Origin of the sequence: Streptomyces sp. HUAS 15-9, assembly GCF_025642155.1 — a bacterium.
GTDB lineage: Bacteria > Actinomycetota > Actinomycetes > Streptomycetales > Streptomycetaceae > Streptomyces.
Genome location: NZ_CP106798.1, coordinates 6575013 through 6601443 on the forward strand (window position 1 = coordinate 6575013; position 26431 = coordinate 6601443).

Genomic DNA, 26431 nt, shown 5'->3' on the forward strand with positions numbered 1-26431 from the left:
CGGGTGACGACGTAGACTGGTGGGCTGTTGTACGCCCCCGATCTGGAGTCACCCCACCATGCAGGCAGAACCGAAGAAGTCGCAGGTGGCATCGCTCGTGGGGGCGGAGTACGAGGTCGAGGTCGGCGCCGTCGCCCACGGCGGCCACTGCATCGCCCGTACGTCCGAGGGCCAGGTGCTGTTCGTCCGGCACGCGCTGCCGGGCGAGCGGGTCGTGGCCCGGGTGACGGAGGGCGAGGAGGGCGCCCGGTATCTGCGGGCGGACGCGGTCGAGGTGCTGGATGCCTCGAAGGACCGTATCGAGGCCCCCTGCCCCTACGCCGGCCCCGGGCGCTGCGGCGGCTGCGACTGGCAGCACGCCAAGCCCGGCGCCCAGCGCCGCCTCAAGGGCGAGGTCATCGCCGAGCAGCTGCGGCGGCTCGCGGGCCTCACGCCCGAGGAGGCGGGCTGGGACGGCACGGTGATGCCCGCCGAGGGCGACAAGCTGCCGGCGGGCGAGGTGCCCCAGTGGCGCACCCGTGTCCAGTACGCCGTCGACGCCGAAGGCCACGCGGGTCTGCGCCGCCACCGCTCGCACGAGGTGGAGCGCATCGACCACTGCATGATCGCGGCGGCCGGTGTGACCGAGCTGGGCATCGAGAAGCGCGACTGGACCGGCATGGAGTCGATCGAGGCGATCGCGGCGACGGGCTCGCAGGACCGCCAGGTGATCCTGACGCCGCGGCCGGGCGCCCGCCTCCCGATCGTCGAGCTCGACAAGCCCGTCTCGGTCATGCGGATCGGCGAGAAGGACGGCGGCGTGCACCGCGTCCACGGCCGCCCCTTCGTCCGCGAACGCGCCGACGGCCGCACCCACCGCGTCGGCAGCGGCGGCTTCTGGCAGGTCCACCCGAAGGCGGCGGACACCCTGGTGACGGCGGTCATGCAGGGTCTGCTCCCGCGCAAGGGCGAGATGGCCCTGGACCTCTACTGCGGTGTCGGCCTGTTCGCCAGCGCCCTCGCGGACCGCCTCGGCGAGAAGGGCGCGGTCCTCGGCATCGAGTCCGGCAAGCGCGCCGTCGAGGACGCCCGCCACAATCTCGCCGACTTCCCCCGGGTCCGCATCGAACAGGGCAAGGTCGAGTCCGTCCTGCCCCGCACCGGCATCACCGAGGTCGACCTGATCGTCCTCGACCCCCCGCGCGCCGGGGCCGGCCGCCAGACGGTCACCCACCTGACCTCACTCGGCGCCCGCCGCATCGCGTATGTGGCCTGCGATCCGGCGGCCCTGGCCCGGGACCTCGGCTACTTCCGCCAGGGCGGGTACCGGGTGCGGACGCTGCGGGCGTTCGATCTGTTTCCGATGACGTCGCACGTGGAGTGCGTGGCGATTCTTGAGCCTGCCCAGAGGGGTCTTTGACCTGCGGCTTACTTGGGTTCCTCAGGTGCGGCCGATTCTGCTCGACCTGTTTTCCGAAGTGCATGACGTGAAGCGCTTCGTATGCCTCACGAACGACGCTGACCTGGCGTTTCTTAACATCGTGCCGGGGCGACGTGTGAATGATCACCTTTGGCGCCGACGGCGGCAGGTCGCCTCGACGCTGAGATGACGCTCCTGCTGATGGGCTGTCACCTTGCGGTCGGACGCATTGAGTGATCTTCTGCCGCCCTGGTCCGCCAGCGCCTGGCGCCCGTATCGACTTCACCGCGTCCGCGGGCCTCAAGGGCGCTTCGGTGACAAGGGCACGCCCTCGGCGCCTTCATGGCCGGCCGTGCCGCCCTCGACCAGGCGGGGCCGGGCGCCCTGAGGCGGTCATCGTGCCCGAACCCAGGTCGCACCGGTGAGTGCGGTGTTGGTCATCAGTGCACGGCGAGCGAACAGTGGAGGCTTCGTCTGGCGGTCCGACTATGCCGTGGCCGCACCGCCATCGCACCAGCAGGGCGGCCGCTTCCCAGCGGCCACGTTCGTCCCGTTCCAGTGGCAAGTCGTTGTGTTCGATCGCTGGAGCCCCAGACTCCCGCATGGGAATGACAGCCAACCGTGGTCGACCCCGAGATTGATCACTGGGGCGGGAACCCTGGCCGCAGCGTTCTGCCGAGCTTCTCACGGGGTGCCGAGAGCCGTGGTCTGGTCGTTATGCGCCGACGAGACCGCGGAACGTGGGAGAGCGGAACGGTGAGAGGATTTCGAGGGTGATGGCAAGAACCAGTGACATCGAGAAGGCGGCCGGTGTGCTGCGCGCCGGCGGCCTGGTGGCCCTCCCAACCGAAACCGTCTACGGACTGGGCGCCAACGCCGAAGACCCCGCTGCCGTCTCGCGAATCTTCCAGGTCAAGGGACGTCCACCCTCCCATCCGCTGATCGTCCACATCGGCGGCGCCCAGCACCTGGACGACTGGGTCCAGGACGTGCCCGCGACGGCGCGCCTGCTGGCCGAGCACTTCTGGCCGGGGCCGCTCACGCTGGTCCTGCGGCGTGGTCGGCGGGTGCCCCTGGAAGCCACGGGTGGCCTGGAGACGGTGGCCGTGCGTGTGCCCGACCACCCCGTTGCCCTCGCGCTGCTGTCGGCCTTCGACGGCGGTGTCACGGCCCCGTCCGCCAATCGCTTCGGCTCGGTGAGCCCCACCACGGCCGGCCACGTCCGGGCGGAGCTCGGCGATGCCGTCGACTTCGTCCTGGACGGCGGTCCCTGTGGCGTCGGCGTCGAGTCGACCATCGTCGACGTCACGGGTGCGACCCCGGCCGTCCTCCGGCCCGGCGGAGTGACCCGCGAGGACCTCGAAGCGGTGCTGGGACATCCGATCGAGGTCCCGTCCATGAGCCATATCCGGGTGCCGGGTCAGCACCCGTCGCACTACGCGCCGTCTGCGCGGGTCGTCCTGGTCGAGCCGGAGAAGGTCGTCGACGAAGCGCGGCTCGCGCAGGAGCAAGGGCACCAGGTCGGCGTCCTTCTTCCCCCGTTGCTCGCCGACACCCCGGTGAAGGCGCACGCCGTGGTGGATGTCCCAGCGTCCCTGGCCGACTACGCGCGCGAGCTGTACGGGTTCCTGCGCGAACTCGACCGGCGGGGGTGCAATCTCATCGTCGCCTCCTTGCCGGTGGAGGAGGGGCTGGGACTGGCGATCGCCAACCGGCTGCGCCGCGCCGCGGGGCCCCGGCTCGCCGCGTGACCAGCACCGACATTGGACCTCTCGCGTCACCGGACGCGATTGATCTGCTCCTCTGTGCACAATGCCCTCGTGCAGCTGCTGCCCATTCCTTGCCCCGCCCACCTCATTCCGGACGCCACCGGCACCGACGCCTTCCACGACGTGTACCGGACGGCCATGGCAGCAGGCTGTGTTCGTCGCCATCGAATCCGAAAGACGGCAGCGGTGGACCGTGAAGGCAGACACGCTCACTGCTGGCTCCGGCCACGCTGTCGACGATGCCGTGAACGATGCGGTCCGGGCCGCGATCACCTGCCTGGTCGAAAACCGTGAGGTCGACCTGGACGCCTAAGCCGGACCGATCTACTTCATGATGCACGGCGTGCGGAGCGAAGACCGAGCCCGCGAACTCGCGGCTGCACTCCACGCCGCCCTGTACGGAGACCTGGGACCCCCGACCCGCGCTGTGCCTCCCGTCTCCTGACGGCCGACCACGGCAGATCACGCTGAGGGGCCGCGTCGCGGCGGTCAGGACGCCGTGGGCACAGCCGCGTCGAGGCCGCGAACGGCGACGAGTCGGGCACTGCCGTCGGCCAGGCGGTAGCGCAGGCCCACCACAGCGGTCTGGCCGGCGGCGACCTTGTCGGCGAGGACCCGGGAGCGGTCCAGCAGCAGGTCGGCGGTGTGCCTTATGTGCTCGGCGAGGATCTCCTCCGGCTCGACCCGTCCGGCGGCCCGGGCGGCCAGCACGCTGGGGGTCACTCGCTCGACGACGTCCCGGACGTACCCGGCCGGCGTCACGCCGTCCTCCAGCGCGGCGCACGCCGCGCCGACCGCGCCGCACGAGTCGTGCCCGAGGATCACGACCAGCGGGCAGCCCAGCACCTCCACGCCGAACTCGATGCTGCCCAGCACCTCCGGGCCCATGACGTGGCCAGCGGTGCGCACCACGAACAGGTCGCCCAGACCTCGGTCGAAGATGATCTCGGCGGCCAGCCGGGAGTCGGAACACCCGAACAGCACGGCGAAGGGCTGCTGGGACGGTGCGGTCTCGGCGCGGCGAGCGGCGTCCTGGTTCGGGTGCTCTGGGGTGCCGGCCACGAAGCGCTGGTTACCGGCCAGCAGCAGCTCGAAGGCGTCGCGGGGCGTCGGGGTCTTGATCTCGCTCATGTCGGCAGCCTACGAGTCGGCACCAGCCGTCGCACCGCCTGGTCTCCTCGGTCGTCGCCGGGTCGGCCGATGCTGACGGCTTTGGCATCCCCAGGCGCCAGGCCAGGGCGGCGTCGGTCCGGCTGCACCCGCATGGCCGACCTGGTCCAGCGTCTCGCGGCGGAAGCACCTCCCGGCAGCCATGACGTCATGGCTGCCACCTGCCTTTATGCGATCTACGATCCGGTCACCCGGCGCTGCGCCATGGCCAGTGCCGGGCACCCGCCGCCCGTGCTCGTCCGGCCCGACGGGAGAGCCGAAGCCGTCGGCCTTCTCCCGGGGCCACCCCTCACCGTCTGCGGCATGCCGTACGAGACCACGGTGATCGAGCTAAGCCGGGCAGCGTCCTCGCGCTCTACACCGACGGCCTGGTCCACCGGGGCCCGCACGACGTGGACGACGGGCTCCATCGGCTGACCGACGCGCTCACCACGTCCTGCCGCCCGGACCGCGCCCTGGACGAGACCGGCAGGGCCCTCCTGGACGCTCTGGTGGACGAAGCACCGCGTGACGACGCGACCCTGCTGCCGGCCCTTACCCGCGCCGTACCGGCCGAGGACACCCGCGCGCCGGCGGATCCCGGACGATCCGGCCGCTGTATCGGATGCCAGAGCATGGGCGACCGGCCAACTCGCCGCGTGGGGGTTGGGCGACCTCCTCTTCCCGACCGAACTCATCGTCAGTGAACTGGTCACCAACGCGATCCGCTACGGTCGTCCGCCGGCGAGCTTCGACTGATCCGTCACGACGTTCTCGTCTACGAGGTCACCGACTCCAGCGGCGCCCAGCCCCGCCTGCGCCGCGCCCGCACCACCGACGAGGGCGGACGCGGCCTGTTCCTCGTCGCCCAACTCGCCGAGCGCTGGGGCTGCCGCCATGGCCAGAACCGCAAGACCATCTGGTCCGAGCAGCCCACTGCCTGCCACCGCTGATCACACCAACTCTGCACCTGCAGGGAGCCCACATCGCGCGTCCGGCAGGCTCCTACTCGGTGGGGAAGGCCCCGTTGCCTCGATCGAGGGGCTTCGGTCCCTGCCCGCCCACTGCCGGTTTTTGACTGTGCAGACCTGTGATGGCGGCCTCGCCCGCCGGCGGTCGGTGTCCAACTCGGACAAGGCGTCCTGTCAGGTTGAGGGCTTCGATCGGTTCTCGCGGCCTTGTGTGCGCAGTTGCTCGTTGATGCGCTGGGCTTCTTCGAGCTGGTCTTCAAGGACGACGATGCGGCAGGCGGCCTCGATGGGGGTGCCCTGGTCGACGAGTTCGCGGGCGCGGGCGGCGATGCGCAGCTGGTAGCGGGAGTAGCGGCGGTGGCCGCCTTCGGAGCGCAGGGGGGTGATCAGGCGGTGTTCACCGAGGGAGCGGAGGAAGGCGGGGGTGGTGCCGAGTATCTCGGCGGCTCGGCCCATGGTGTAGGCCGGGTAGTCGTCGTCGTCGAGGTTGTCGACGGGACGGGATGCGGCAGGGGGCATAAACCTCTTCTTTCGGCGGACGCGTCGGGGGGCCCGGGTGCCGTAGTGGCACCCGGGCCCCGAGCTTTCAACACCATCTACCGGCTGACTGTGCCGGACTTTTGTGTCCGCAGGTTCCGCCTGGGAGGGCGGGGCTGCGGGGATCGTGAATGCGTGACCGGGGACCACCTTCCAATCCGGGGCCTGCGATACCCGGGCGGACTTCCTTCCTCGCCCGGGCGATCCTGATGGCGTCTCGCTCCTTTACCTCGGTTACTCGGTTGTACTGCTGGATACCGCTGGTACCGCTCGCGGCCTCTGCGGGCCGCGTCCTGCTTGCACGGCAGTTCGTACCTGCCGTGCCCTCTTGGACTTCCTGGGTACAACACAACGGTAACTCCGCGACGAACCAATGTCTACTGCTGCCACGACAGATTTACTCCAAGTGTCACGAGTGGAGTCCTGCCGCACTTACACCCGAAAGAGTGCTGTCACGGCGTTGCCTCCCGGCTCGGCGGGCACGCGCCGAGCCGAGAAGCACAACCGATCCAGGGCAGGGTGACAGCGCATGACCGACATGGAGACGACACGCACGCAGGGCGTCGAAGGCCTGAATCCGCCTCCGGCCTCCGAGACGGCGGAAACCCTCGCTCTCATGGTCTCCGGACTCGCCACCAACGCCCTGCGCCACGGCGGCGGCCGCACACCCTCCGACTCGGCGCCACCGTCGACGCGGTGCACGTCGCCGTCACCGACCTCAACCCGTCACCCCCGCGGGAATGTGGCCCCGACCTGGGCGGTGGCGCCGGCGGGTTCGGGTGGCCCACGGTCCGCCGCCTCACCAGCGAGGCGACCGTCACTCCTGGCCCCGGGCGAGGCAAAACCATCCATGCCCGCCTGCCACGGTGACAGCGCCGCCAAGGGGCAACCATGGCTTGCTGAAGTTGATCTCTTGGAGAGCGGCAGGCGACGGCCAGTCGACAGGAGCCTGCCGCGTGAGTTCCGACGTCGCACATGGAGCTGTACATCGGATGTCAGTCGGGGGCGGCATCTGTGGCTCTGGCGGCGTCCGTGAGGGCGTCGAGCCGGGCGGCGAGGCCGGGGTGGGTGGTGGCCAGGTGGGGGCGGGTGGCGCCCAGGGGGCGGATGAGGGCGGCGGGGTCGTCGTCGGCGAGGGCCGCGTTCAGCCGCCTGAGCGGGGAACGCGCGGCAGCCGGAAGGTCGGTGAGGGCGGTGATCTGGCCGGCGATGCGGCGCAGGTCGGCGGCGTTGCGGCGGGCCCAGGTGGCGGCGCTGCGTTCGGCGGCGCGATGTTCGCGGGTGGCCTGGACGCGTTGTTCGCCGGTGGTGCCTGCGGGGCCGGGGGCCCCGCAGGTAGCGGCGCTCGGCGGCCTGGCGGCTGGCGACGCCGAGGGGGTGCGCGAGGTCGGCCCAGCTGGCGCCTGCGTGGCGAGCGGTTTCGATCAGGCCGGTTTCCCATCCGGCGAGCTGCTCGCGCACCTGCCGCAGCAGTAGCAGGGAGGCCAGGGCCTGCTCAGGGCCGACGCCGGGGACATCGGGGGAGCCGGGGGCCTCGTGCCGGGCGGCGCGCAGGGCGTCGTCTATGGCGTGCAGGGCCGCCGCGGCGGCCAGAAGCGATGCCGGGTTCTGCGCGCCGGTGCTGGAAGAAGTTGGCTGGTCGGCTGCTGTCACGTGCACCTCCCTCAGACTGTCATCTTTCCGACGACGCTCTTGTTTGTCATCCATCGGATGACATGTTACAACGGTTTCAGTGAGGCGCATTGGCAGCAACTGCCCGAACCTTCTGGAGGTGTTTTCGATGTTGATGCGCACCGACCCCTTCCGTGAGCTCGACCGGCTGGCTCAGCAGCTGATGGGCCCGGGCACCTGGTCGCGGCCGTCCGCGATGGCGATGGACGCGTACCGCGAGGGGCACGAGTACGTGGTGGCCTTCGACCTCCCCGGCGTCAGCGCGGACGCGATCGACATCGACGTCGAACGCAACATGCTGACCGTCAAGGCCGAACGCCGCCCCGTGGCCAAGGGCGACGACGTGCAGATGGAACTCTCCGAGCGGCCGCTGGGCGTCTTCTCCCGCCAGATCGTGCTCGCGGACACGCTGGACACCGAGCAGATCAAGGCCGACTACGACGCAGGCGTGCTCACCCTGCGCATCCCGATCGCCGAGCGCGCCAAGCCCCGCAAGATCTCCATCGGCTCGGGATCCGACCGCAAGGAGATCTCCGGCTGAGCCGAACGATCCGGGCCGAACGCCGGCGGAGGACGGGCACCTGATCTCCCCCTCACCCCGTCCTCCGCACCCCACGGGACGGACTCGAAGAAGGGCGGCGATGAACGTGCCCCTGCGACAAGAAGCGTTCCTGGAACATGTCAGGGAACGCGGCGAGTACGACAGCCTGTCAGAAGCAGAACGCGCGGCCCGCGTGGTGCTCGCCCTGCTCGGCGCGCGCCTGGTCGGCGAGGTCCGCGCCGAGCTGGCCGCGCGGCTGCCGGAAGACTTCGCCCTGATCCTCCTCAACCCGCTGCAGAGCAGAGAGCCCCTGCCGCCGGAGCGGTTCCTGCGCGCGACCGCCGCCTGGATCGAAGGGGCCACCGAGCAGACCGCCGCCTGGGACGTCAGCGCCGTCCTCAGCACGGTCGCCGACGCGGTCGGCGACGACCTGCTGGGCCAGATCCTGCTCCAGCTCCCCGCCGGCTACGACCTCCTCTTCGGTCACCCCCAGCCCGCCTGACCACCCACACCCCGGTGCCCTCGCACAGGCACCACGACCTCCGGCGACAGAAAGGGCAAACGACCCCAGTGATGACCGACCGGCGTGCACCACTCCAGCACACACCCGTGATGACGTACGAGCAGCTGCTGGAGAAGGTCCGCTACGAAGGCGCCTACCCCACCCGGGAAAGAGCCGAGGAAGCCGTCCGCCTGGTCCTCGCAGGACTCGGACGCCAGCTGACGGGCGACGAACGCGTCGACCTCGCCGCCCGCCTCCCCTTCGAAGCCGCAACGATCCTCACCGCGCAGATCCCCGACACCCAGCCCCTGACCGGCTGGGCCTTCGTCAAAGACCTCGCCGCCCGCACCGGCGCCACCCTGGGCACCACCCGCTGGGACACCGGATCCGTCCTCTGTGTCGTCGCAGCCCTGGCCGGCCCCGACCTCCTCACCCGCATCCTGCATCAACTCCCCTCCGGCTACGTTCTGTTGTTCGGCCGCGCCGAACACGAGTGACGCTGCCCCCCGTTTTCCTGACTCGCGCCGGGATGGCGGGTAGATGCTTTCCGTCTCGGCGCGGACGGCGGCAGGTCGTCTCGACGCTGAGATGACGCTCGTTCTGACGGGTTGTCACCTTGCGGCGGCCGGACCCATCAGTGATCTTGCCGCTTCTGGCTCATCGGCGCCTGGCGCGCCCGCACGGTGAACCTGGCCGCGGCGACGGCCGACCGCGGGCTGTCGGTGGGCGTCTGGACGCCGACATCCACGGTCATTCGGTCCCGCGGATGCTGGGCGCCTGGGCCAATCCCACCCAGGTCGAGAAGATGATCACGCCGCCACGGGTCAACGGCGTGAAGGTGATCTCCATCGGAATGTCACCCCGGGCAACGCACCCGTGGTCTGGCGTGGCCCGATGCTGCACCGCGCGCTGCGGCAGTTCCTCGCCGACGTCTACTGGGGCGACCTGGACGTCCTCCTCCTCGACCTGCCGCAGGGCACCGGCGATATCGCGATCTCGGTCGCCCAACTGCTTCCGCGCGCGGAGCTCTTGGTGGTGACCACCCCGCAGCCCGCCGCTGCCGAGGTCGCCGAGCGGGCCGGCGCCATCGCCCTGCAGACGGGCCAGCGAGTGGCCGGCGTCGTGGAGAACATGTCCTGGCTCCTGATGCCGGACGGGTCACGGGCCGAACCCTTCGGCTCCGGAGGCGGCCAGACAGTCGCCGGCTCGCTCTCCCGCAAGGTCGGCACTTACGTCCCCCTCCTCGGCCAGGTACCTCTCGACCCCCGCCTCCGCGAAGCGGGCGACGCCGGCACCCCGCTGGTGCTCAAGACCCCGGAGGCTCCGGCGGCGACGACCCCCTGCGCGCCATCGCCGAAAACCTCGCCGTACGCCCACGCGGCCCGGCAGGTCGGCAGCTCCCCGTCAGCCCGTCGGGAGGGTCATGATGTGCGAGCCGGCGTTCGGACCGAGCGGTGGCGGATCGCCGGGTCGTCCAGCGACTCCGGCAGACGGCGGCGGAACTTCTCCCGGTACAGCGCGAGGACCTCGGCGTCCGTGCCCGAGACGTCCCTCGGGGTGGATGCGGGGTGGATGCGGGGTGCTGTGGGAGCGAGCGGGGGCGGATCCCCGGGTGAGCTGGTTGCCGCCGTCCTGCTCAGCCCTGAGCGGGACGGACTCCCGGCCTTGACGCCCGTGTGACGCTCTGGGCGTCTGCACGAAGGGCCATGAGCCGAGAAGACGGCTGTGACCAGGGCTTTTCTGGTTTCCGTTCAGGCCGACATTCTTCCGATGACGCATCATGTGGAGTGCACGGCGATCCTTGAGCCTGCGGCGAAGAGTGGCTGACCTGCGGCTTTGTCGCAGTGGTCGTCCGAGGCCGGAGCCTCGTGGGACAAGGCCCTAGTCGCTCACCGCCCGTCGGATGCCGGTGACCAGGTCGGGGTGGATGCGTACGAGGTGGTCCGGGCCGTGGGCCGACTGCGGGCGCAGTGCCGCGCGGTAACGCGCCACCTGCTCCGGGTCCGTGACGAGGTGGCAGTGGCCGGTGGCGACGACGCTCCACCGCAGGCCGGTGTTGTGGTCGATCTCGTCGGCATGGTAGGCGACGGCGACGCCTTGGGAGTCCGCCTGCTCCGTGGGGGCGGTGAGGGCGGCGCCGTTGCGGGCGCAGACGATGATGTCGCCGTCGTCGAGGATGTGGTCGACGGGGCGTACGGCGGGCAGCGCCCGCTGCGGGAAGTCGATCGGTAGGACGATGCGGCCCAGGGGGACGCTGCTGAGCAGGCGCAGGGCTTCGTCGGGGGCCAGTTCTACGGTGCGGCGCGGCTCGGGAGGTAGCCGATGCGTCATGAGCGGATGTCCTTCGCGCACGGCGGTACTCGTCCGCCGCACAGGGTCGGTGCCACTGAGGTCTGGCGGCCCCCATGCAACGCGTTTCGGCCTTGCGCTGCCAGAGCCGTTCGGCCCATAGGTGTATGTGATGTAGGCCACATCAGAGAGGGCTGGGGCGGGGTGACCCTCGTGTGTCACGCTTGCCGCACGTCTCCCGTGCCCGAAAGCGGGTGTGCCCGGCGCCTTGTGCCGACGAAGACGATCTCCGGGCGGCGTCGCCCGCTTCGCCCTCCGCGCCGACGAGGCCGCCGCTGATCCACCCTCAGTTTCGAAGTGCCCCCGTGCATGTGCCCGGGGGCTTCTTCATGTGCCCGAAATCCACCGTGAGTTGAAGGAGCACCGGATGGTGACTGGAAAAGAACGCCGACTTCGCCGGCTCCTCGGGGAGGACGGCAAGACCCTGCTGGTCGCCGTCGACCATTCCCTGACGCTCGGTGCCATCGGCGGTCTGACGGACATGGGTTCCGTCATGGACGCGGCCGTGGCGGGCGGCGCCGACGGCGTGGTCAGTCACCGTGGCTCCGCCGCCCGCTGCATGCCCGTGCAGCGCGGGACCGCGCTCGTCGTCCATCTCTCGGGCGCCACGGCGCTGAGCCCGCGATCGGAGCTGAAGACGCGGGTCTGTGCCCCGGAGGCGGCGCTCGCGCTGGGGGCCGACGCCCTCTCCGCCCACGTCACGCTGGGCGGTGGCTCGGCCGAGGACCGCGCAGCGCTCGCCGATCTCGGCTCGCTCGCCGCAGACTGCGACCGGCTGGGCATACCGCTGCTGGCGATGACGTACGTGCGCACCGAGGCGCCCGACCCCGGTCCCGCCGTGCTGCACGCGGCGCGCATCGCGGCCGAACTGGGCGCGGACATCGTCAAGGCGGCTCATCCGGGCGACGAGCATGTGGCGGAACTGGCGGCCACCGTGCCCGCGCCGGTCGTGCTGGCGGGCGGTCAGGCGGACAGCGGCTGGGACGAGTTCTGCGAGTCCGCGAAGGCCGCGATGGGCGCCGGCGTCGCGGGCCTGTGCGTCGGCCGCCGTATGTTCGGGGCCGCCGATCCCGTGCGCGCCACCGCCGACCTGCGGGCGATCGTCCATGGTGAAGGCTGAGGGCGACCGGGCATGAAGCGGCGTACCACGTCGTACTTCCATCTCGGCCGGATCTTCGAGTGGCATGCCGAGCGGTCCGCCCAGAGCGTGCTGCACCTCGACCGGCCGTTCGACATCGCACCCGAGGCGGGCCTCGTCCACGACGGGCCCGCGCTCGCGGCGACGGTGCGGGAGCTCTCGGACTGTCTGCACGTCGGCGGTCTGCGGCAGGGCGACCGGGTCGTCGTGGCCAAGGAGAACCACTTCGACATGGTTCTGCTGGCGGCGGGTGCGGCCAGGATCGGCGCCGTTCCCGTCATGGTCGCAGCGGCCAACTCGCCGGAGGCAGTGCGCACCATGGTGGAGCGGGCCGCCCCGCGGCTCCTGATCACGGGTCCTGGTCTGCTCTCCCGGGCCGTCGAGGCCGGGGTCGAACTCGCCGACCGGAGCGTGCGGATCGTCCGCGTCGGGCCGGAGGGCAGCGGCACCGGCACCGCGGTGCCGCTGGACGAGCTGCGCGGCGGGGCGACGGCGCCCGTGCGGCTCGGCGGCGACGACGATCCCATGGTCGCCACGCACACGTCCGGCACGACCGGAGTGCCCAAACTCGTGCTGCACACGGCGAACACGGCCATCGGCAGGTTTCCCCCACGGATGGAGCGCTACCGGCTTCCGTTTCTCACCACCCGCCGCGGCGACGTGGTGGCCGCGGCGGTCTCCTTCGCGCACATCCGGGTCATGGCGTGGACGGCGTCCCAGCTCAAGATGGCACCGCGCAAACTGGTGGCCGTCTCGGACCCGCTCGTGGCCAACATGGAGAGCATCCTGGAGGAACACCGGCCCACCTCCATCGAGGCGTTCCCCAACGTGTTCCAGTACTGGGAGCAACTGGTGGACGAACGGCCGGAGTTGTTCGCCCAGACGCGGCTGTACGTGAGCACCTTCGACGCGGTGCACCCGCGGACCGTCCGCAAGTTCCTCAGCGCCTCGGCCGGCCGGTTCCCCACCTGGGGTTGGGGCCTCGGCCAGTCCGAGATCACCGGCATCGTCGCCAACCTGTTCACCCGCCGCACGGTGCGCGCCGGCCGTCCGGAGGCGACCAACCTGGGCTGGCCGATGCTGCTGCGGCTGAAGGTGGTCGACCCCGAGACCGGCCGTCGGCAGCCACGGGGCAAGCCGGGGATGATCATGGTCTCCACGAAGGCGCGGTGCCTGAGCTACCTGGGGGAGGACGACCGCTATCGAGCCAAGCTCAACGGCCGGTGGTGGAACAGCGGTGACCTCGGCGAGCGGGTGGGACTCGGGCGGGTCCGCCTGCTCGACCGGGAGGTGGACATGATCCCGGGCATCAGCTGCATAGAGCTGGAGAGCACGTTGCTGGAGCGGCTCGACAACGCCTCGGACGTCACCATTCTCGGTGTTCCGGGACAGGCTCCCGTCCCCGTTCTGTGCATGCGCGGAAACCGGTTGGACCCGGAGGAATGGCAGCGTGCCGTCACCGGGCTGCCGGAACTCGCGGAGCCGCGCGTCGTGCCCTGGGAAGAGGTCCCGAGGACGGCCACCTGGAAGGTCCGCAGGGCCGTACTGCGTGAGCAGGTTCTCGGCACGAACGCGACTGTCGGCAGCGGGAAATGGACATGAACCGACAAGACTGGAAAGCAGGTGTGCCGTGAACTGGCTGCCGCCGGCACTCGTCGACCTCCCCTCCGTCGCTCCCTCGGCCTCGGAGCCGAGGGACTTCAGGAACGGCTGGTTCTGGGCCATCGTCGTGGGGATCGCGCTGTTCTGGTTCCTCGCCTACTGCCTTGCCATCCACCGGGCCTATGTGGACAAGCGCACCGGAATCCCCACGGTCGTGGTCGCGATCAACTTCTCCTGGGAGTTCGTGCATTCCTTCGTCATCGACCAGGAGCCCGCGCAGCGTCCGGCCAATTTCATCTGGTTCTTCTTCGACATCATCATCGTGTACCAGGTGATGAAGTACGGGAAGAAGGACTTCCCCAAGCTGACGGAGCGGAACTTCCAGCGGCTGTTCTGGGGGATCTGCGGCTACTGCGCGGTGCAGCACTACCTGATGGCCTATGAATTCCGTGACGTGCTCGGCATGTACAGCGGTGTGGCCCTCAACGTGGGTCTCAGCGCGTCCTTCATCATCACCCTCAGACAGCGCCGGTCGTCCGCCGGCCAGTCGGTGCACATCGCCGTCTGCAAGACGCTGGGGTCCTTCCTCGCCGGCCTGAACGTGCTCATCATCTTCCCGAGCCGCGCCCTCGTGCTGTTCTGGTTCGTCATCATTCTCGTGCTGGACCTGACCTACGTCCGGATGGTCTTCCGGCAGATTCGGGCCGAGGGCCAGTCTCCCTGGGCGCTCAACAGGCCGCCTGTGACGGATCCGGTCGTCCACGAGCCGTCGACCGCCCCGGCCGTCGCCTGACCGGGGGCGTCACCGCGCGCTGCTCGGCGCCTTGTGCCACCGCCTCGTGCCACCGAGAAGAAACAGAGAAAGCAACACAGGAAGAGGAAGACCGCCACCATGATGAAGTACCTGTCCGAGCTCGTCCTACGGCGGAGCAGGTCGGTGCTCGTCGTCGCCCTGCTGTTCACGCTCCTCGGGGGCGCGGCCAGCGCGACCCTGTTCGGGAGGTTGACGGCAGGAGGGCTGACGAACAAGGGATCGGAGTCCGGGCAGGCGACCCGCATCCTGGAGAAGAACGGCCAGGGGCAGCCCAATCTCACCCTCGTCGTCACCGTCGGCCCGGCCGGTGTGGACGCCCCCGCCGCCGCGGAGGCGGGCAGCCGACTCACCGAACGGCTCGCCAAGGAGAAGGACGTCATCAACGTCACCTCCTACTGGACGGCGGGACGCCCTCCCCAACTGCGCAGTGAGAAGGGCGACAAGGCGCTGGTCGGGGCGACGATCCGCGGCGACGAGACGTCCGTGCCCAAGCTGCTCGACGAACTGGCCCCGCGGTACGAGGGAACCCACGACGGCCTGGACGTCAGGGTCGGCGGCTACGCGATGTTCCAGAAGGAGACCACCGAGATCAGCCAGGAGGACGGCACCAAGGGGGAGACCATAGCCTTCCCCCTGACGATGATCGTCCTCGTGCTGGTCTTCGGCAGCATCGTCGCCGCCTGTCTGCCGCTGGCCGTGGCCGTGGTGTCGATGATGCTCGGCTTCGGCGTGCTGTGGGTGATGGCCAACCTCACCGACCTCTCCGTCTTCGTGGTCAGCGTCGTCACCCTGTTCGGTCTCGGGCTCGCGATCGACTACAGCCTGCTGATCGTCAACCGCCACCGCGAGGAACTGCGGGACGGGGCGTCACCCGAACAGGCCATCCGCACCACCATGAACACGGCGGGGCGTACGGTCCTCTTCTCCGCGGTCACCATTGCCCTGGTCCTCGTCGGACTGCTGTTCTTCCCCCTGGAGGCGGTCCGGTCCATGGGGATCGGGGGCATGGTGACGGCCCTGCTCTCGGCCCTGGGCGCGCTCACCGTGCTGCCGGCGCTGCTCCTGACGCTCGGCCCGCGGGTGGAGAAGGGACGCGTCTTCGGCAGGCGCCGGGACGCACGCGCCGGGCGGGAGGTCGAGCACGGCTTCTGGCACCGCCTCGCCACCTTCGTCATGCGCCGCCCGGTGCCCGTCGCCACCGTGGTGATCGCCTTCCTCCTGCTGCTGGGGGCGCCCTTCCTGGGCGTCGAGGTGGGTATGCCCGACGAACGCTCCATGCCCGCGTCCTCCGAGGCACGGCAGGTCGCCACGATCATCAGGACCGAGTTCGACAGCGCGGAGCAGAACGCCGCGCAGGTCGTCCTGCCCGACGTCACCGACAGCGACAAGGACCTTCCCGGGTACGCCGCCGCCCTGTCGAAGCTGCCCGGGGTCGCCCGCGTGGACGGCCCGACCGGCAGCTACGTCAAGGGCGCACAGGCCGTCGCCAGGACCCCGGCGCACGGACGTTTCGCCCTGGACGACGGCAGCTGTCTCTCGGTGGTCCCCGCATCGGGCGACCCGGACGCAGCCCAGCAACTGGTCCATGACGTACGGGCGCAGCACGCGCCGTTCAAGGCACTCGTCGGCGGCATGGCGGCGGACAGCATCGACACCACCGACACCCTGCTCGACCGGCTGCCCTACGCCCTCGGCGCGGTGATGGTGGCCATGGTCGTCCTGCTGTTCCTGCTCACCGGGAGCGTGATGCTGCCGTTCCTGGCCCTGGCACTCAGCGCTCTGAGCCTCACCGCCACCTTCGGCGCGCTGGTCTGGATCTTCCAGGACGGCCACCTCGTGTCGCTGCTCGGCGACGTCACCGTCACCGGCAGCATCGCCTCGACGATCCCGGTCGTCCTGTTCGCGCTCTCCTTCGGACTGGCCATGGACTACCAGGTGTTCATGCTGGCCCGGATCCGCGAGGAGTACGTCCGCACCGGCTCCGGAACCACCGCGGTGGCCCAGGGACTCGAACGCATCGGACGCATGGTCACGGCAGCCGCCGTACTGATCTCCATCGTCTTCCTCGGCTTCACCGTCTCCGGCATCTCCTACGTCAAGGCATACGGCGTCGGACTCCCGCTCGCCGTGCTGATGGACGCCACCCTGATCCGCGGCGCCCTGCTCCCCGCGCTCATGCGGCTCGGCGGCAAGGCCACCTGGTGGGCGCCGGGCTTCCTGCGGCGAGTGCACGTGAGGTTCGGCCTCCACGAGTCGTCGCAGGCCCCCGACGCGCCGCGCTCACCCGGTGCCCCGCCGTACGCCGGCGTCCGGTAGCGGCCCGCTCGCACACCTCGCTCGTACAACTCACCAATACACCCTGCGCGTTCCGGCGCCGGCCCGCCGCGGCCGGCGCCGGAACGCGTTGTCGTGCCCGGACGCCGCCCCCGCAGCGGGCCGCCGGCACCTCCCCGTCACCGTCAGCGAAAGGCAGGACGCGAAGATGGACACCAGACTCTGGGCCGATGTCACACTGATGAAGGGCGGCGCCACGGACGTCGCCCTCGCTCTCATACGGACCTCGGACGCGAGCGGCGTACTCGTGCGTCCCGACCAGCTCGACGGCTGGGAGCCGCTGGCCCGGATCGCCGTCGCGTCCCTCGTCACCGCCGAGGAGGCCGGCCGCCTCGACGACGACCGCGTCCAGACGCTGATCGCAGCCTCCCCGCAGGAGCTCGACGGCGTGCGCGCCGCCGCCGGCAACCGGGCGGTCGGTGTGCGCTGCGAGATCACCGACGGCGACACCATGAACGAGGCGGCCTCGCTCTGCGGGACCGCCGACTTCCTGGTGGCGGCCTTCGCCGACGAGACCAACATCCCGCTGGAGCTCCTCCTGGCCCGCGCGCAGGGCACCCGGACACAGGTCTACAAGCAGCTGCTGACCAGCGCCGAGACCGCGAGCGTGGCCGGGGTGCTGGAGACCGGACCGGCCGGGCTCGTCGTCGGCGCCGGGCACCTCGCGGACCTGGACAAGGTCGCCGCCGTACTGCGGGCGGAGCGGCACGCACAGCTCGACCTCGTACCGCTCGAGGTCGTCCGCTCCGAGCCGGTCGGCATGGGCTACCGCGGCTGCATCGACACCACCCACCTGTTCGACGACGACGAAGGCATGGTCATCGGCTCCACCTCGTCCGGCGGCATCTTCGTCTGCGCCGAGGTGCACTACCTGCCGTACATGAATCTGCGGCCCTTCCGGGTCAACGCCGGTGCGGTGCACTCGTACGTCTTCGGGACCGGGACCACGGCCTACATCACCGATCTCGCGGCTGGTGAGAAGTGCTACGCCGTCAACACCGACGGCCGGTTCCGCGAGGCGATGGTCGGGCGGATCAAGGTCGAACTGCGCCCGCTGCGGCTGGTCGAGGCCCGCTACGGCGACGTCACGGTCAACGCCTTCCTCCAGGACGACTGGCACGTACGGGTGATGAGCGCCGAGGGCAAGCCGCTGAACCTCACCGAGGTGGTCCCCGGCACCCTGCTGCTCGGCCGGGTCACGGAGCCGGGCCGCCACGTCGGGATCAAGGTCGACGAGGAAATCAGCGAGTTCTGACCATGGCGGACTCGGCCGAGATCTGCGTCGTGGGAGCCGGGCCGCGCGGCATGTGCGCCGTGGAACGGCTCCTGGCGAACGCACCGCTGCCCGGATCCCAGCGTCGAGTGCGAGGTGCCCTTGGTGGCCGGGCCGACGCTGTACGAGTGGGCCCGGCTGGTCGCGGCGGGGCGCGGCGCCGGTCACGCACGAGGCGTGGCCGCAGGCCATGCCGGACACCGAGGTCGCCCTCACCCGCGCACAGGTACGGCTGGATGTCGTACCCGTTGCTGCGCTCGGCCCGATCACCGACGCGGCGCGCGCCGAGCGGCTGGACGTGGCACAGCCGGCCAGGGCCGCCCGGGGCGCCGCGAACCAGGTGGTCGAGCTGGTACGGCAGTTCACCAACTCGGCGGCGCCGCAGGCACGCTCGCCTCCTACCAGGAGTACGCCGCGCCGGCCGCGGGCGACGCGGCGGCCGTCGACCACGGCGCGGAACTGCTCGGCGGGTTCGCCGCGGAGCTGCGGCTCGGCGCGCCGGACGTGCCGTGGCACGCGCTGCGCACCCCGGTCGCCGACATCGCGGCGACCGCGGCCCTACGTCGGCGGGGCGATCGGCAAGTTCGGCCTGGACGTACAGACCCTGTCCCGCACCGAGTTCGCCGAGGTCACCGAGCCGGCCGCCGAGGGACGCGGCGTGTCGTCCGCGATGCCCCAGAAGCGGAACCCGTTGCCGGCCACCATGGTGATCGCCGCGGCCCGGCAACTGCCCGGCCTCGCCGCCACGGTGCACCAGTGCCTGCTGCACGAGGACGAACGCGCCCCGGGCGCCTGGCACGCGGAGCGGCAGCCGCTGCGCGAGTGCCTGCGCACCGTCGCCGGCCTGGTCGAGACGGCACATGAACTCGCCCGGGGATGGCACGTCCACCCCGGGACCATGCGGCGCAACCTCGCCCTGAGCGACGGCGCCATCGTCTCGGAGCGGCTCAACGCCGCGCTTGCCCCCCATCTCGGCAGGACCCGCGCGAAGAAGCTGATCGCCCGGGTCGCCCTGCACGGCACGACGGACGGCACGCCCTTCGGCGCCGCGCTGCCCGCCGACCCCGATTGGCCCGCCGCCGTCACCGAGCGGGAGGTACGGGTGCTCATGGCCCCCGAGGCCTACCTCGGTTCGGCGGCAGCACTGGTGAACCGCGTCCTCACCCGCTACCACGCGAGCGTTCGGCCGAGCGCCGCCGCGGAATCCACCCACAGGAGTGTCACATGACCACCAACGCGCCCGCGCAACAGGGCGGATCCAGGCTCTCCGGCACCCAGCGCGAGGCCCTCGACCACCTGCTCGCCGCAACGGAGCGGCGGCTTCACGACTTCCTGTCCGCCGAGGCGGAGATCTGGGCGAGGGTCAGCCCGCGGGCCCGCGTGCCCATCGACGCCATCGCGGCGCTCGTCCAGGCGGGCGGCAAGCGGCTGCGGCCCGCGTTCTGCATCGCCGGCTACCTCGCCGGCGAGGGCGGCCCCGAAGGATACGACGGGGTCGTCTCGGCCGCGGTGGCACTCGAGGTGCTGCACGCCTGCGCGCTCATCCACGACGACGTCATGGACCAGTCCGACCAGCGGCGGGGCGAGCCGACGGCCCATGTGCGCCACCGGGACGAACACCGTGAGCGCGGGTGGCAGGGCGCGGCGGAGCGGTACGGGGAGAACGTCGCGATCCTCGCGGGCGACCTGGCGCTGATCTACTCCGACCGGATCATGGCCGAGGCCCCGGCGACCGTCCGCGACATCTGGTGCGAACTGCGCACCGAGCTGATCATCGGCCAGTACATGGACGTCCTCGCCGCCGCCGAGTTCTCGGCCGACCCCCAGCTGGCCCGCTGGATCGCCGTGGCCAAGTCCGGTCACTACACCATCCACCGGCCACTGGCCGTCGGCGCCCGGCTGGCCGGCCGGCCCGATCTCGCCGCACCGTTCCAGGAGTACGGCGTCACGGTCGGCGAGGCGTTCCAGCTGCGCGACGACCTCATCGACGCCTTCGGCGAGAGCGAGGTGACCGGGAAACCGGCGGGCCTCGACTTCGAGCGCCACAAGATGACGCTCCTCATGGGATTGGCCATGGAGCGCGACGCACGCGTGCGTGACCTGTTCCTCGACGACGAGCACGGCTCCGAACAACTGCGCCGCGTGCTGGTCGAGTCCGGGGTCCGCGCCGACATCGAGGACCACATCGGCCAGTTGGTGCAGAAGGGGCGCGGGGCCCTCGCCGAGGCGGCACTCGACGATGCCTGGCGGGAGCAACTCGGCGCCATGGCCCACATGGTCGCCTTCCGGGACAGGTAGGCGGCGCTCATGACGCATCCGTACGAGCACGCACTGCTCGACACGATCGAGGGGCCGGCCGACGTCAGGGCACTCCCTCCCGAGCGGCTGCCGGCTCTCGCCCGGGAGATACGCGACTTCCTGGTGTGCCACGTGTCCCGCACCGGTGGCCATCTCGGGCCCAACCTCGGCGTCGTCGAACTGACGATCGCCCTCCACCGCGTCTTCGACTCCCCCCACGACCGCCTGCTCTGGGACACCGGCCACCAGGCGTACATCCACAAGCTCCTGACAGGGCGTCAGGACTTCGGCCGGCTCCGCAGCAGGGGAGGCCTGTCGGGCTACCCCTCCCAACAGGAGTCGCCGCACGACATCATCGAGAACTCCCATGCCTCGACGGCACTCTCGTACGCCGACGGCCTGGCGAAGGCGTACCGGCTCAGCGGCGAGACGGACCGCAGCGTCGTGGCCGTCGTGGGCGACGGGGCGCTCACCGGAGGCATGGCCTGGGAGGCACTCAACAACATCGCACTGATCAAGGACTTCCCGCTGGTCGTCGTGGTCAACGACAACGGCCGCTCCTACGCGAGGACACGCGGCGGCCTGGCCGACCACCTGACGGCGCTGCGCACGACGCAGCGGTACGAGCGGGTCCTCGAGTGGGGCAAGGACGGACTCGGACGGACTCCGGCCGTGGGCGGGCTGCTGTACTCCGCGCTGCACGGGCTCAAGAAGGGGCTCAAGGACCTGATGGCTCCGCAGTGCCTCTTCGAGGACCTGGGACTGAAGTACATCGGCCCGGTGGACGGGCACGACCTCGCGGCCGTCGAGGCCGCGCTGCGGCGGGCCAAGAGATTCGGCAGCCCCGTCATCGTGCACTGCATCACGGAGAAGGGCCGGGGACACCGGCCCGCCGAGGAGCACGAGGCCGACCGCTTCCACGCGGTCGACGCCGCCGCCGCGCTGGCGAAGCCCCCCGTCGAATCCTGGACCTCCGTCTTCTCCGACGAACTCGTGAAGGTGGGCGCCGAGCGGCCCGACGTGGTCGCGATCACGGCGGCGATGCTGCGGCCGGTGGGCCTGGCCGGCTTCGCCGAGGCATACCCCGAGCGCACCTTCGACGTCGGCATCGCCGAACAGCACGCCGTGACCTCCGCGGCGGGACTCGCCCTGGGCGGGATGCACCCCGTGGTCGCGCTCTACGCGACGTTCCTCAACCGGGCCTTCGACCAAGTACTGCTGGATGTGGCGCTGCACCGGTGCGGGGTGACCTTCGTACTGGACCGGGCTGGTGCCACGGGCAGCGACGGAGCCAGCCACAACGGCATGTGGGACCTGTCGATCCTCCAGGTGGTGCCGGGGCTGCGCATCGCGGCGCCACGGGACGGCGCGAGGCTGCGCGGGCTGCTCCGCGAGGCCGTGGCCGTCAGGGACGCGCCCACGGTGGTCCGCTTCCCGAAGGGAGCGGTGTCCGCCGATCACGAAGCGGTCTGCGTGGAGAACGGGATGGACGTGCTCGCACGCCCGGCCGGGGACTCCGACGTCCTGATCGTCTCGGTCGGCGCGGTGGCCGGCCTCTGCCTGGCGGCGGCCGAGCGGGCCGCCCAGGACGGAATCCGGGTGACGGTCGTCGATCCGCGCTGGGTGAAGCCGGTGGCCGAGGGGCTGTGCGCGCTCGCCGCACGTCATGACCTCGTGGTCACGGTCGAGGACAACGGCCGTATCGGCGGGGCCGGTTCGGCCGTGGCCCAGGCGCTGAAAGCGGCCGGCGTGCAGGTGCCGGTGCGGCACTTCGGCCTCGACCAGCGCTTCTTCGAGCACGGAACACGGGGCGAGGTGCTCGAGGAGTCGGGAGTCACCGCGGCTGACATCGCCCGCGACATCACGGCGACCCACAGGGGGCTTTCATGAGCACGGTCTCTCGCATGGCGCCGCCGGTGCGTCTCGGCATGCCGTCCGTACCGATCGGGCCGGCCGTGCGGCGCGCCTCGCGGCGGATCGAGGTCGGCAGCGTGCCCGTCGGCGGACACACCCCGATCTCCGTGCAGTGCCCCTCAAGGGCCGAAGCGGGGGTCTGGGGGCGGCAGCCCCCAGCACCGGCAAGGCAAGCCAACGCCCACCGGACAACAGAGCCGACATCACCCCTTGCCGCGCCGCGTAACCGCAAGCAACTCCGCGATATCGAACTCGGCCCGGCTGGGTGAGCCGTAACGGGTCAGTTTGCCGCGCCGGACCCACTGACGGATCGTCGCGGGCGAGACCCCCGCGGCGAGCGCCGCCAGTTCGGTGTTGACGCGGCGGCGTCTCGGGGGCCCGCTCACGACGTCTCCCGCTCACTGAGGCGGGCCGACAACGTCAGCCACTCCTGCGGCCGCCAGGTGTGTCCGCGGTCGCATCCGATCGTCGAGGCGGCCGAACGGCCGGCGACCGCGCGGGCGGTGAGCCGGCCGTCGCAAGCCGTCTCGACGCAACGACCCAGATCGTGCTGCAGGGGGGTGGCGGCGGCACGTCTGGTGACCTGCTCGGCCCGGGAGCACAGGCCGGCGACTTCCGCGGCGAACTCCGGTGCGGCCGCAAAGCTCGTCAGCCAGTCGAGGTGGGACACGAGGAAGGCCACGAGCGCGCCGACGCTGCTCTCCGGGAGGGCCATGCCGTGCCGTTCGGCGGCCACGCAGGCCCAGGACCGCAGTACGCCATGGATGTCCTTGCGCGCCTCGACCGCTTCCTCGTTGAACTGATCCAGCTTCCGCAGACCGCGCAGTCCGGTCCGGGAGATGGACGACCGCGAGGCGCAGGCGATCTCATGGAAGCAGCCGTCGTACAGGGCGGGCAGCCTGGCAAGATCTTCCGCTACTGCTGTCTTTTCGGGTACTTTCAATTCCATGTGAATTCTTCCCCCCGCTCAACTGAACAGCATCGGTAAGGCGAGGCCCGCGAAGCCGAAATTGTAGGCGATGAGCCCCAGGTTGCGAGCCCGGAGCCAATTCTTCTTGTGAGGCCCGTGGAACAATTGCGCGCCATGCAGGGCGATAGTCGGCAGACTCGCGAGCAGGGTCCACCGGGGCAGGTCGCCGAGGGATATCCAGATCAGCAGGGATGTGGACGTCAGGAAAAGCACCATCTGCATGGCGGTTATCACGGTCGGAGTGGCGGTGACCGCCAGGGTCTTGCGGCCGACCGACCGGTCGCCCTCGGCGTCGTTCATGTTCGAGTAGCTGCTGACCATGACCAGCCACAGGCCGAGCAGCAGGGACTGGATGACCGCGGCCCGGGTCCATTCCCGGTTCACCGCGAGGAACGGGGCGAGCAGCCCCGCGGCCGTCGACAGACACAGCAGGGTTTCCCCGCCGCCCCGCCGGTAGCTCACCTTCATTCCGACCGAGTACTGCACACTGAAGAAGAAACCGGCGGCATAGATGACGTAGGCCTCGGCGGGTGCCTGCCAGCGGAGCACCCAGAAGGCCAGGGCGCCGGCGAGCAGGGCTGCGGCCCCTGCCGAGATGGCGAAGCCGATCGCCTGCCGCTCCGTCACAGCACCGCTGAGCAGGGGCTTCTTGCGGATGTCCCGGAGGGTTTCGCCCTCCTGGTAGTTGATGGCGTCGCTGCCGTTGCGGTAGCCGACCACGTCGTCCGCGGCGCAGGCGCAGGCCACGATCGCGGCCGAGCCCAGCAGGAACAGGAGCATCGCCGGGGTCGTCCCGGGGCGTTCCAGAGCTGCTCGGTTCAGCAGGAGCCAGGCGAGAAACAGGCCGAAGTAGTGCTGGATCACTCCGATCTTGGACAGTCGCACCAGGCCACGCCACATTTGTGGTCCGGATTCGGAGGATTCCGAGGATCCCATGGATTCGGAAGAATCGGAAGGTAAGGTCGAGCTGCGTGCAGTGGCTTCGTGTGAAGGCATGCGATACCCCAAATGGCAGTCTCGCGAGTTGAAGAAAGAATGGGCATGCCATGGCTGGACCGGTCTCAGATGCTACCGACTCTTATATGCCATGATCAAGATTTTCTTGATTGTCCGGCTCGGCGAAAATAAATGCGGCGCGGGGTTCGCTGTTCATGCAGGAGATTGCTGTGAGATCTTCCGCGCGAGTTTCTGCCAGGCGCTGGCACATTCCGTGGCTGCGGCGGACACCATCGCGGCCCGGTGGGAGGGGACGGATTCCGCGATCTCGTCCCAGCGCCGTACGCCGGCGATCTGCGTCTCCAGCATCCGCAGCAGCAGTCGCCCCGTCTCCGTGTAGCGAAGGGACGGGTCTCCGCACAGGTTCTTGAAGACCGCGGTCAGATCTGCCTGTGGGCCGCCGCCGGGAGCCTTCGCGGCCGACGGGTTCGACGGCGCGTCCGGCCCAGCAACGCGAGGCTGCTCCTTCTCACCGATCGCCCCGGGAAGCCGGGGCACCGAGTTCTGCGCCGGTGGCCGCGTCCGCTGCCTCGACGCCGCCCGGCGGGGGGCGGGTACCGGGTCCTCGCCCCGCAGGACCCTGTTGCGCACATCGCGCACGGTTCCCAGCGAGAGGTTCGCCTGCTTCGCAATCTCCCTTAACGGTGCGTCGGGCGACGCGGCGATCAGTCTGCCCGCGGTCCGGCGCCCTTCCGCCGTGCTGAGCGGGCGGACCCTGCCGTCCCGGCCGATGCGGGAGGCGGGGGCCGTGCCCGTCTCGCTTCTGCGGCGCCGCAGTCCCCCCACGGTCGTGGCCGAGAGCCCGGTCGCCGAGGCGATGACACGGTCGGACCACTGGGCGTGGGAGGCGATGATGCGCTCGGCGGCACTCACCCGTTCGGTCAGCGTCAGCGGCAGACCGTGTCCGACGTTCGACTTCACCGCCAGCACGAAGGCGTCGGCCGCGGACCCCTCGAAGAAGCGGACCCGGATCTCCGGCTGCCCGCGCAGCACGGCCACCCGGAGCCGGTGCATCCCGTCGATGACGCGCATGGTCTGGCGGTGCACGATGATGGGCGGCAGTTCCTGCTCCGAGGCCGCCAGCGTGTGGGCGTGCTCCAGGTTCTCACCCGACAGGCGGGGCGAGTCCGCGGGCAGCAGCAGCGCGATCGGCACGGTGGTGACCGCGGGGAGGTCCGGGTGCCGGCCCCGTTCCCGGGGCGGGGTGCTCGGTTCACGCGTGGTGCGGGCACGCAGCGGTGGCTCGAAGTGGACAGCAATCATTGACGTTCCCCCCGTATTCGGCTGCTCAGTGTCATCCCGGGTGCGATCCGACGCCGATGACTACCTCGGTGGCATGTGCCGGTGGTTCAGCGGGTGTTGAGGACTTCAGTGGCTGTGGTGCCGATGCGACTGCCGATGCGGTGATGGGACCGACGCCTTGTCCGGAAACCGCCGGGCGTGAGATTACAAGCCTCCCTGAGGGCTTGCAACAACTTGTGAGGCGATTCAAGTAAAGCGCATTTGAAGTTTGAGATACTGTGTATCTTCTCTATGCGTCGCTGACCTGCCTATTCGAACAAAGGTCAACGTTTGAGACATAGTGTTTTATGGCTTAAAACCAACGACATCCCTTGCCCTGGCGCGTCCTGAGGGCAGAGTGGCCGAGCGCGGCGAGGGAAGTCAGGTGGGGGAGGAGCCGGGGAGATGGGACGAGCGGCACCCGAAAACGGTCGACTGCGGACGGCCTGTGCCCGTGCCGGCGGGTCAGGGGTGCAGCGATGCCGCCCGTGCGGCCCCCAGGTCCGGGCCCGGGTCTCCTCGCCGACGGCCGCTCGGCCCGCGGCGTGACGTGGGCGATCCACTCACGGACCCCGATGCCGTCCAGCCCGGTCGCGCCCTTGGCGGCGGCCTGCGCAGGCGTTCCCCGCTTCGGCAGCGAGTATTCATGGGCGGGGGCACCCACCAGCAACAGCGTGATGTCCGGGTCGAGTTCGCCGGGTGCTCGCTCGCCGCGGCCATGGTGACGGCACCGGCGCCGAGCGGCTCGGCGAGGCCGGACGCGATGCTTCCGGCGATGGTGCGGGTGTTGACGAGCGGCGTGATACGGCGTCACGCATCGACTTCGCCCTCGAAGCACTGCTCGTCGACTTCGACGCCGCTCGGGCCGGCTGAGGGACGTCGCGACCACAGGGGAACCGCCCCACCGGTATGCGACGGGGGAC

Annotated in this window: 24 protein-coding genes and 3 pseudogenes; 18 read left to right on the forward strand and 9 right to left on the reverse strand. The window is 70.4% G+C overall.

The genetic code is table 11. The annotated features are described in order from the left end of the window. Positions 1-58: 58 nt before the first annotated feature. The 3 genes from N8I87_RS30395 (at position 59) to N8I87_RS30405 (ending at position 3481) form a co-directional block, all read left to right on the forward strand. On the forward strand, positions 59-1399 hold the full coding sequence (locus N8I87_RS30395) for a class I SAM-dependent RNA methyltransferase (protein WP_263213515.1): 1341 nt from the start codon (positions 59-61) through the stop codon (positions 1397-1399). A 776-nt stretch (positions 1400-2175) separates the two neighbouring features. Continuing rightward, on the forward strand, positions 2176-3150 hold the full coding sequence (locus N8I87_RS30400; RefSeq protein ID WP_263213517.1) for an L-threonylcarbamoyladenylate synthase: 975 nt from the start codon (positions 2176-2178) through the stop codon (positions 3148-3150). Positions 3151-3319: 169 nt separating this feature from the next. Continuing rightward, positions 3320-3481, forward strand: coding sequence for a hypothetical protein (locus N8I87_RS30405; protein ID WP_263213518.1), 162 nt, complete (start codon positions 3320-3322; stop codon positions 3479-3481). 176 nt (positions 3482-3657) lie between these two features. Here N8I87_RS30405 and N8I87_RS30410 read toward each other — a convergent pair whose 3' ends face one another. Further along, the gene (locus N8I87_RS30410) at positions 3658-4299 is read right to left on the reverse strand and encodes a carbonic anhydrase (RefSeq protein WP_263213519.1); all 642 of its coding nucleotides are present in this window, start codon (positions 4297-4299) and stop codon (positions 3658-3660) included. Between the two features lie 189 nt (positions 4300-4488). On the opposite strand from N8I87_RS30410, the pseudogene N8I87_RS44870 reads away from it, so the two are divergent. Together N8I87_RS44870 and N8I87_RS44485 are read left to right on the forward strand one after the other, a co-directional pair. Further along, a pseudogene (locus tag N8I87_RS44870) lies at positions 4489-4583 on the forward strand (SpoIIE family protein phosphatase); the annotation flags it as partial. Positions 4584-4634: 51 nt separating this feature from the next. Beyond that, positions 4635-5024: a SpoIIE family protein phosphatase gene (locus N8I87_RS44485; protein WP_491743949.1), complete on the forward strand. Its 390-nt coding sequence runs from the start codon at positions 4635-4637 to the stop codon at positions 5022-5024. A gap of 21 nt (positions 5025-5045) precedes the next feature. On the opposite strand, the gene N8I87_RS30420 is transcribed toward N8I87_RS44485, so the two are convergent. The 3 genes and pseudogenes from N8I87_RS30420 to N8I87_RS30430 form a co-directional block, all read right to left on the reverse strand. Then, positions 5046-5216 (reverse strand): hypothetical protein, encoded by a 171-nt coding sequence (locus N8I87_RS30420; RefSeq protein WP_263213521.1) that lies wholly within the window; start codon positions 5214-5216, stop codon positions 5046-5048. A gap of 246 nt (positions 5217-5462) precedes the next feature. Continuing rightward, complete coding sequence (locus N8I87_RS30425) at positions 5463-5807, reverse strand: MerR family transcriptional regulator (RefSeq protein WP_263213522.1); 345 nt, start codon at positions 5805-5807, stop codon at positions 5463-5465. Between the two features lie 1013 nt (positions 5808-6820). Continuing rightward, positions 6821-7478: pseudogene (locus tag N8I87_RS30430) on the reverse strand (type III effector protein). Positions 7479-7605: 127 nt separating this feature from the next. On the opposite strand from N8I87_RS30430, the gene N8I87_RS30435 reads away from it, so the two are divergent. From N8I87_RS30435 to N8I87_RS30450, 4 genes and pseudogenes are all read left to right on the forward strand, one after another. Continuing rightward, on the forward strand, positions 7606-8037 hold the full coding sequence (locus N8I87_RS30435) for an Hsp20/alpha crystallin family protein (protein ID WP_263213524.1): 432 nt from the start codon (positions 7606-7608) through the stop codon (positions 8035-8037). Between the two features lie 100 nt (positions 8038-8137). Then, positions 8138-8539, forward strand: coding sequence for a DUF2267 domain-containing protein (locus N8I87_RS30440; protein WP_411577305.1), 402 nt, complete (start codon positions 8138-8140; stop codon positions 8537-8539). A gap of 68 nt (positions 8540-8607) precedes the next feature. Beyond that, on the forward strand, positions 8608-9036 hold the full coding sequence (locus N8I87_RS30445; RefSeq protein WP_263213526.1) for a DUF2267 domain-containing protein: 429 nt from the start codon (positions 8608-8610) through the stop codon (positions 9034-9036). Between the two features lie 183 nt (positions 9037-9219). Then, a pseudogene (locus tag N8I87_RS30450) lies at positions 9220-9966 on the forward strand (P-loop NTPase); the annotation flags it as partial. 454 nt (positions 9967-10420) lie between these two features. Here the strand turns inward: N8I87_RS30450 and N8I87_RS30455 are convergent. Beyond that, the gene (locus N8I87_RS30455; RefSeq protein WP_263213527.1) at positions 10421-10870 is read right to left on the reverse strand and encodes a pyridoxamine 5'-phosphate oxidase family protein; all 450 of its coding nucleotides are present in this window, start codon (positions 10868-10870) and stop codon (positions 10421-10423) included. A 385-nt stretch (positions 10871-11255) separates the two neighbouring features. On the opposite strand from N8I87_RS30455, the gene N8I87_RS30460 reads away from it, so the two are divergent. From N8I87_RS30460 to dxs, 8 genes are all read left to right on the forward strand, one after another. Beyond that, positions 11256-12008 (forward strand): beta/alpha barrel domain-containing protein, encoded by a 753-nt coding sequence (locus N8I87_RS30460; protein WP_263213528.1) that lies wholly within the window; start codon positions 11256-11258, stop codon positions 12006-12008. A 12-nt stretch (positions 12009-12020) separates the two neighbouring features. Continuing rightward, positions 12021-13628 carry a class I adenylate-forming enzyme family protein gene (locus tag N8I87_RS30465; RefSeq protein ID WP_263213529.1) on the forward strand — a complete coding sequence of 536 codons (1608 nt, stop codon included), beginning with the start codon at positions 12021-12023 and terminating at the stop codon, positions 13626-13628. A gap of 28 nt (positions 13629-13656) precedes the next feature. Next, positions 13657-14421: a transmembrane-type terpene cyclase gene (locus N8I87_RS30470; protein ID WP_263213530.1), complete on the forward strand. Its 765-nt coding sequence runs from the start codon at positions 13657-13659 to the stop codon at positions 14419-14421. 99 nt (positions 14422-14520) lie between these two features. Further along, positions 14521-16758, forward strand: a complete 2238-nt coding sequence (locus N8I87_RS30475) for an MMPL family transporter (RefSeq protein ID WP_263213531.1) — start codon at positions 14521-14523, stop codon at positions 16756-16758. 166 nt (positions 16759-16924) lie between these two features. Then, positions 16925-18031, forward strand: coding sequence for a 3-dehydroquinate synthase II (locus N8I87_RS30480; RefSeq protein WP_263213532.1), 1107 nt, complete (start codon positions 16925-16927; stop codon positions 18029-18031). Positions 18032-18239: 208 nt separating this feature from the next. Beyond that, positions 18240-19277: a lyase family protein gene (locus N8I87_RS30485; protein ID WP_263213534.1), complete on the forward strand. Its 1038-nt coding sequence runs from the start codon at positions 18240-18242 to the stop codon at positions 19275-19277. After that, positions 19274-20347 carry a polyprenyl synthetase family protein gene (locus N8I87_RS30490; protein ID WP_263213535.1) on the forward strand — a complete coding sequence of 358 codons (1074 nt, stop codon included), beginning with the start codon at positions 19274-19276 and terminating at the stop codon, positions 20345-20347. The genes N8I87_RS30485 and N8I87_RS30490 overlap by 4 nt, the downstream gene beginning before the upstream one ends. 9 nt (positions 20348-20356) lie before the next feature. Next, the gene (gene dxs / locus N8I87_RS30495) at positions 20357-22237 is read left to right on the forward strand and encodes a 1-deoxy-D-xylulose-5-phosphate synthase (protein WP_263213536.1); all 1881 of its coding nucleotides are present in this window, start codon (positions 20357-20359) and stop codon (positions 22235-22237) included. Between the two features lie 227 nt (positions 22238-22464). Here the strand turns inward: dxs and N8I87_RS30505 are convergent, their stop codons facing one another. The 4 genes from N8I87_RS30505 to N8I87_RS30520 form a co-directional block, all read right to left on the reverse strand. Further along, positions 22465-22647, reverse strand: coding sequence for a hypothetical protein (locus tag N8I87_RS30505; protein ID WP_263213538.1), 183 nt, complete (start codon positions 22645-22647; stop codon positions 22465-22467). Further along, positions 22644-23210, reverse strand: a complete 567-nt coding sequence (locus N8I87_RS30510; protein WP_263213540.1) for a hypothetical protein — start codon at positions 23208-23210, stop codon at positions 22644-22646. The genes N8I87_RS30505 and N8I87_RS30510 overlap by 4 nt, the downstream gene beginning before the upstream one ends. A gap of 18 nt (positions 23211-23228) precedes the next feature. Then, on the reverse strand, positions 23229-24116 hold the full coding sequence (locus N8I87_RS30515) for a UbiA family prenyltransferase (RefSeq protein ID WP_263213542.1): 888 nt from the start codon (positions 24114-24116) through the stop codon (positions 23229-23231). Positions 24117-24380: 264 nt separating this feature from the next. Continuing rightward, positions 24381-25490 (reverse strand): ParB/RepB/Spo0J family partition protein, encoded by a 1110-nt coding sequence (locus N8I87_RS30520; protein ID WP_263213544.1) that lies wholly within the window; start codon positions 25488-25490, stop codon positions 24381-24383. 717 nt (positions 25491-26207) lie between these two features. Between N8I87_RS30520 and N8I87_RS30525 the strand changes: the two genes are divergently transcribed. Continuing rightward, positions 26208-26381, forward strand: coding sequence for a hypothetical protein (locus N8I87_RS30525; protein ID WP_263213546.1), 174 nt, complete (start codon positions 26208-26210; stop codon positions 26379-26381). The last annotated feature ends 50 nt before the right edge of the window (positions 26382-26431 follow it).

What these genes read in the sequence shown, in the direction of transcription:
- N8I87_RS30395 (WP_263213515.1), top strand. Translation starts at nt 59, where the DNA reads ATGCAGGCAGAACCGAAGAAGTCGCAGGTGGCATCGCTCGTGGGGGCG.
- N8I87_RS30400 (WP_263213517.1), top strand. Translation starts at nt 2,176, where the DNA reads ATGGCAAGAACCAGTGACATCGAGAAGGCGGCCGGTGTGCTGCGCGCC.
- N8I87_RS30410 (WP_263213519.1), bottom strand. Translation starts at nt 4,299, where the DNA reads ATGAGCGAGATCAAGACCCCGACGCCCCGCGACGCCTTCGAGCTGCTG.
- N8I87_RS30420 (WP_263213521.1), bottom strand. Translation starts at nt 5,216, where the DNA reads ATGGCGGCAGCCCCAGCGCTCGGCGAGTTGGGCGACGAGGAACAGGCC.
- N8I87_RS30425 (WP_263213522.1), bottom strand. Translation starts at nt 5,807, where the DNA reads ATGCCCCCTGCCGCATCCCGTCCCGTCGACAACCTCGACGACGACGAC.
- N8I87_RS30435 (WP_263213524.1), top strand. Translation starts at nt 7,606, where the DNA reads ATGTTGATGCGCACCGACCCCTTCCGTGAGCTCGACCGGCTGGCTCAG.
- N8I87_RS30440 (WP_411577305.1), top strand. Translation starts at nt 8,138, where the DNA reads ATGAACGTGCCCCTGCGACAAGAAGCGTTCCTGGAACATGTCAGGGAA.
- N8I87_RS30455 (WP_263213527.1), bottom strand. Translation starts at nt 10,870, where the DNA reads ATGACGCATCGGCTACCTCCCGAGCCGCGCCGCACCGTAGAACTGGCC.
- N8I87_RS30460 (WP_263213528.1), top strand. Translation starts at nt 11,256, where the DNA reads ATGGTGACTGGAAAAGAACGCCGACTTCGCCGGCTCCTCGGGGAGGAC.
- N8I87_RS30465 (WP_263213529.1), top strand. Translation starts at nt 12,021, where the DNA reads ATGAAGCGGCGTACCACGTCGTACTTCCATCTCGGCCGGATCTTCGAG.
- N8I87_RS30475 (WP_263213531.1), top strand. Translation starts at nt 14,521, where the DNA reads ATGATGAAGTACCTGTCCGAGCTCGTCCTACGGCGGAGCAGGTCGGTG.
- N8I87_RS30480 (WP_263213532.1), top strand. Translation starts at nt 16,925, where the DNA reads ATGGACACCAGACTCTGGGCCGATGTCACACTGATGAAGGGCGGCGCC.
- N8I87_RS30485 (WP_263213534.1), top strand. Translation starts at nt 18,240, where the DNA reads ATGCCGGACACCGAGGTCGCCCTCACCCGCGCACAGGTACGGCTGGAT.
- N8I87_RS30490 (WP_263213535.1), top strand. Translation starts at nt 19,274, where the DNA reads ATGACCACCAACGCGCCCGCGCAACAGGGCGGATCCAGGCTCTCCGGC.
- dxs (WP_263213536.1), top strand. Translation starts at nt 20,357, where the DNA reads ATGACGCATCCGTACGAGCACGCACTGCTCGACACGATCGAGGGGCCG.
- N8I87_RS30510 (WP_263213540.1), bottom strand. Translation starts at nt 23,210, where the DNA reads ATGGAATTGAAAGTACCCGAAAAGACAGCAGTAGCGGAAGATCTTGCC.
- N8I87_RS30520 (WP_263213544.1), bottom strand. Translation starts at nt 25,490, where the DNA reads ATGATTGCTGTCCACTTCGAGCCACCGCTGCGTGCCCGCACCACGCGT.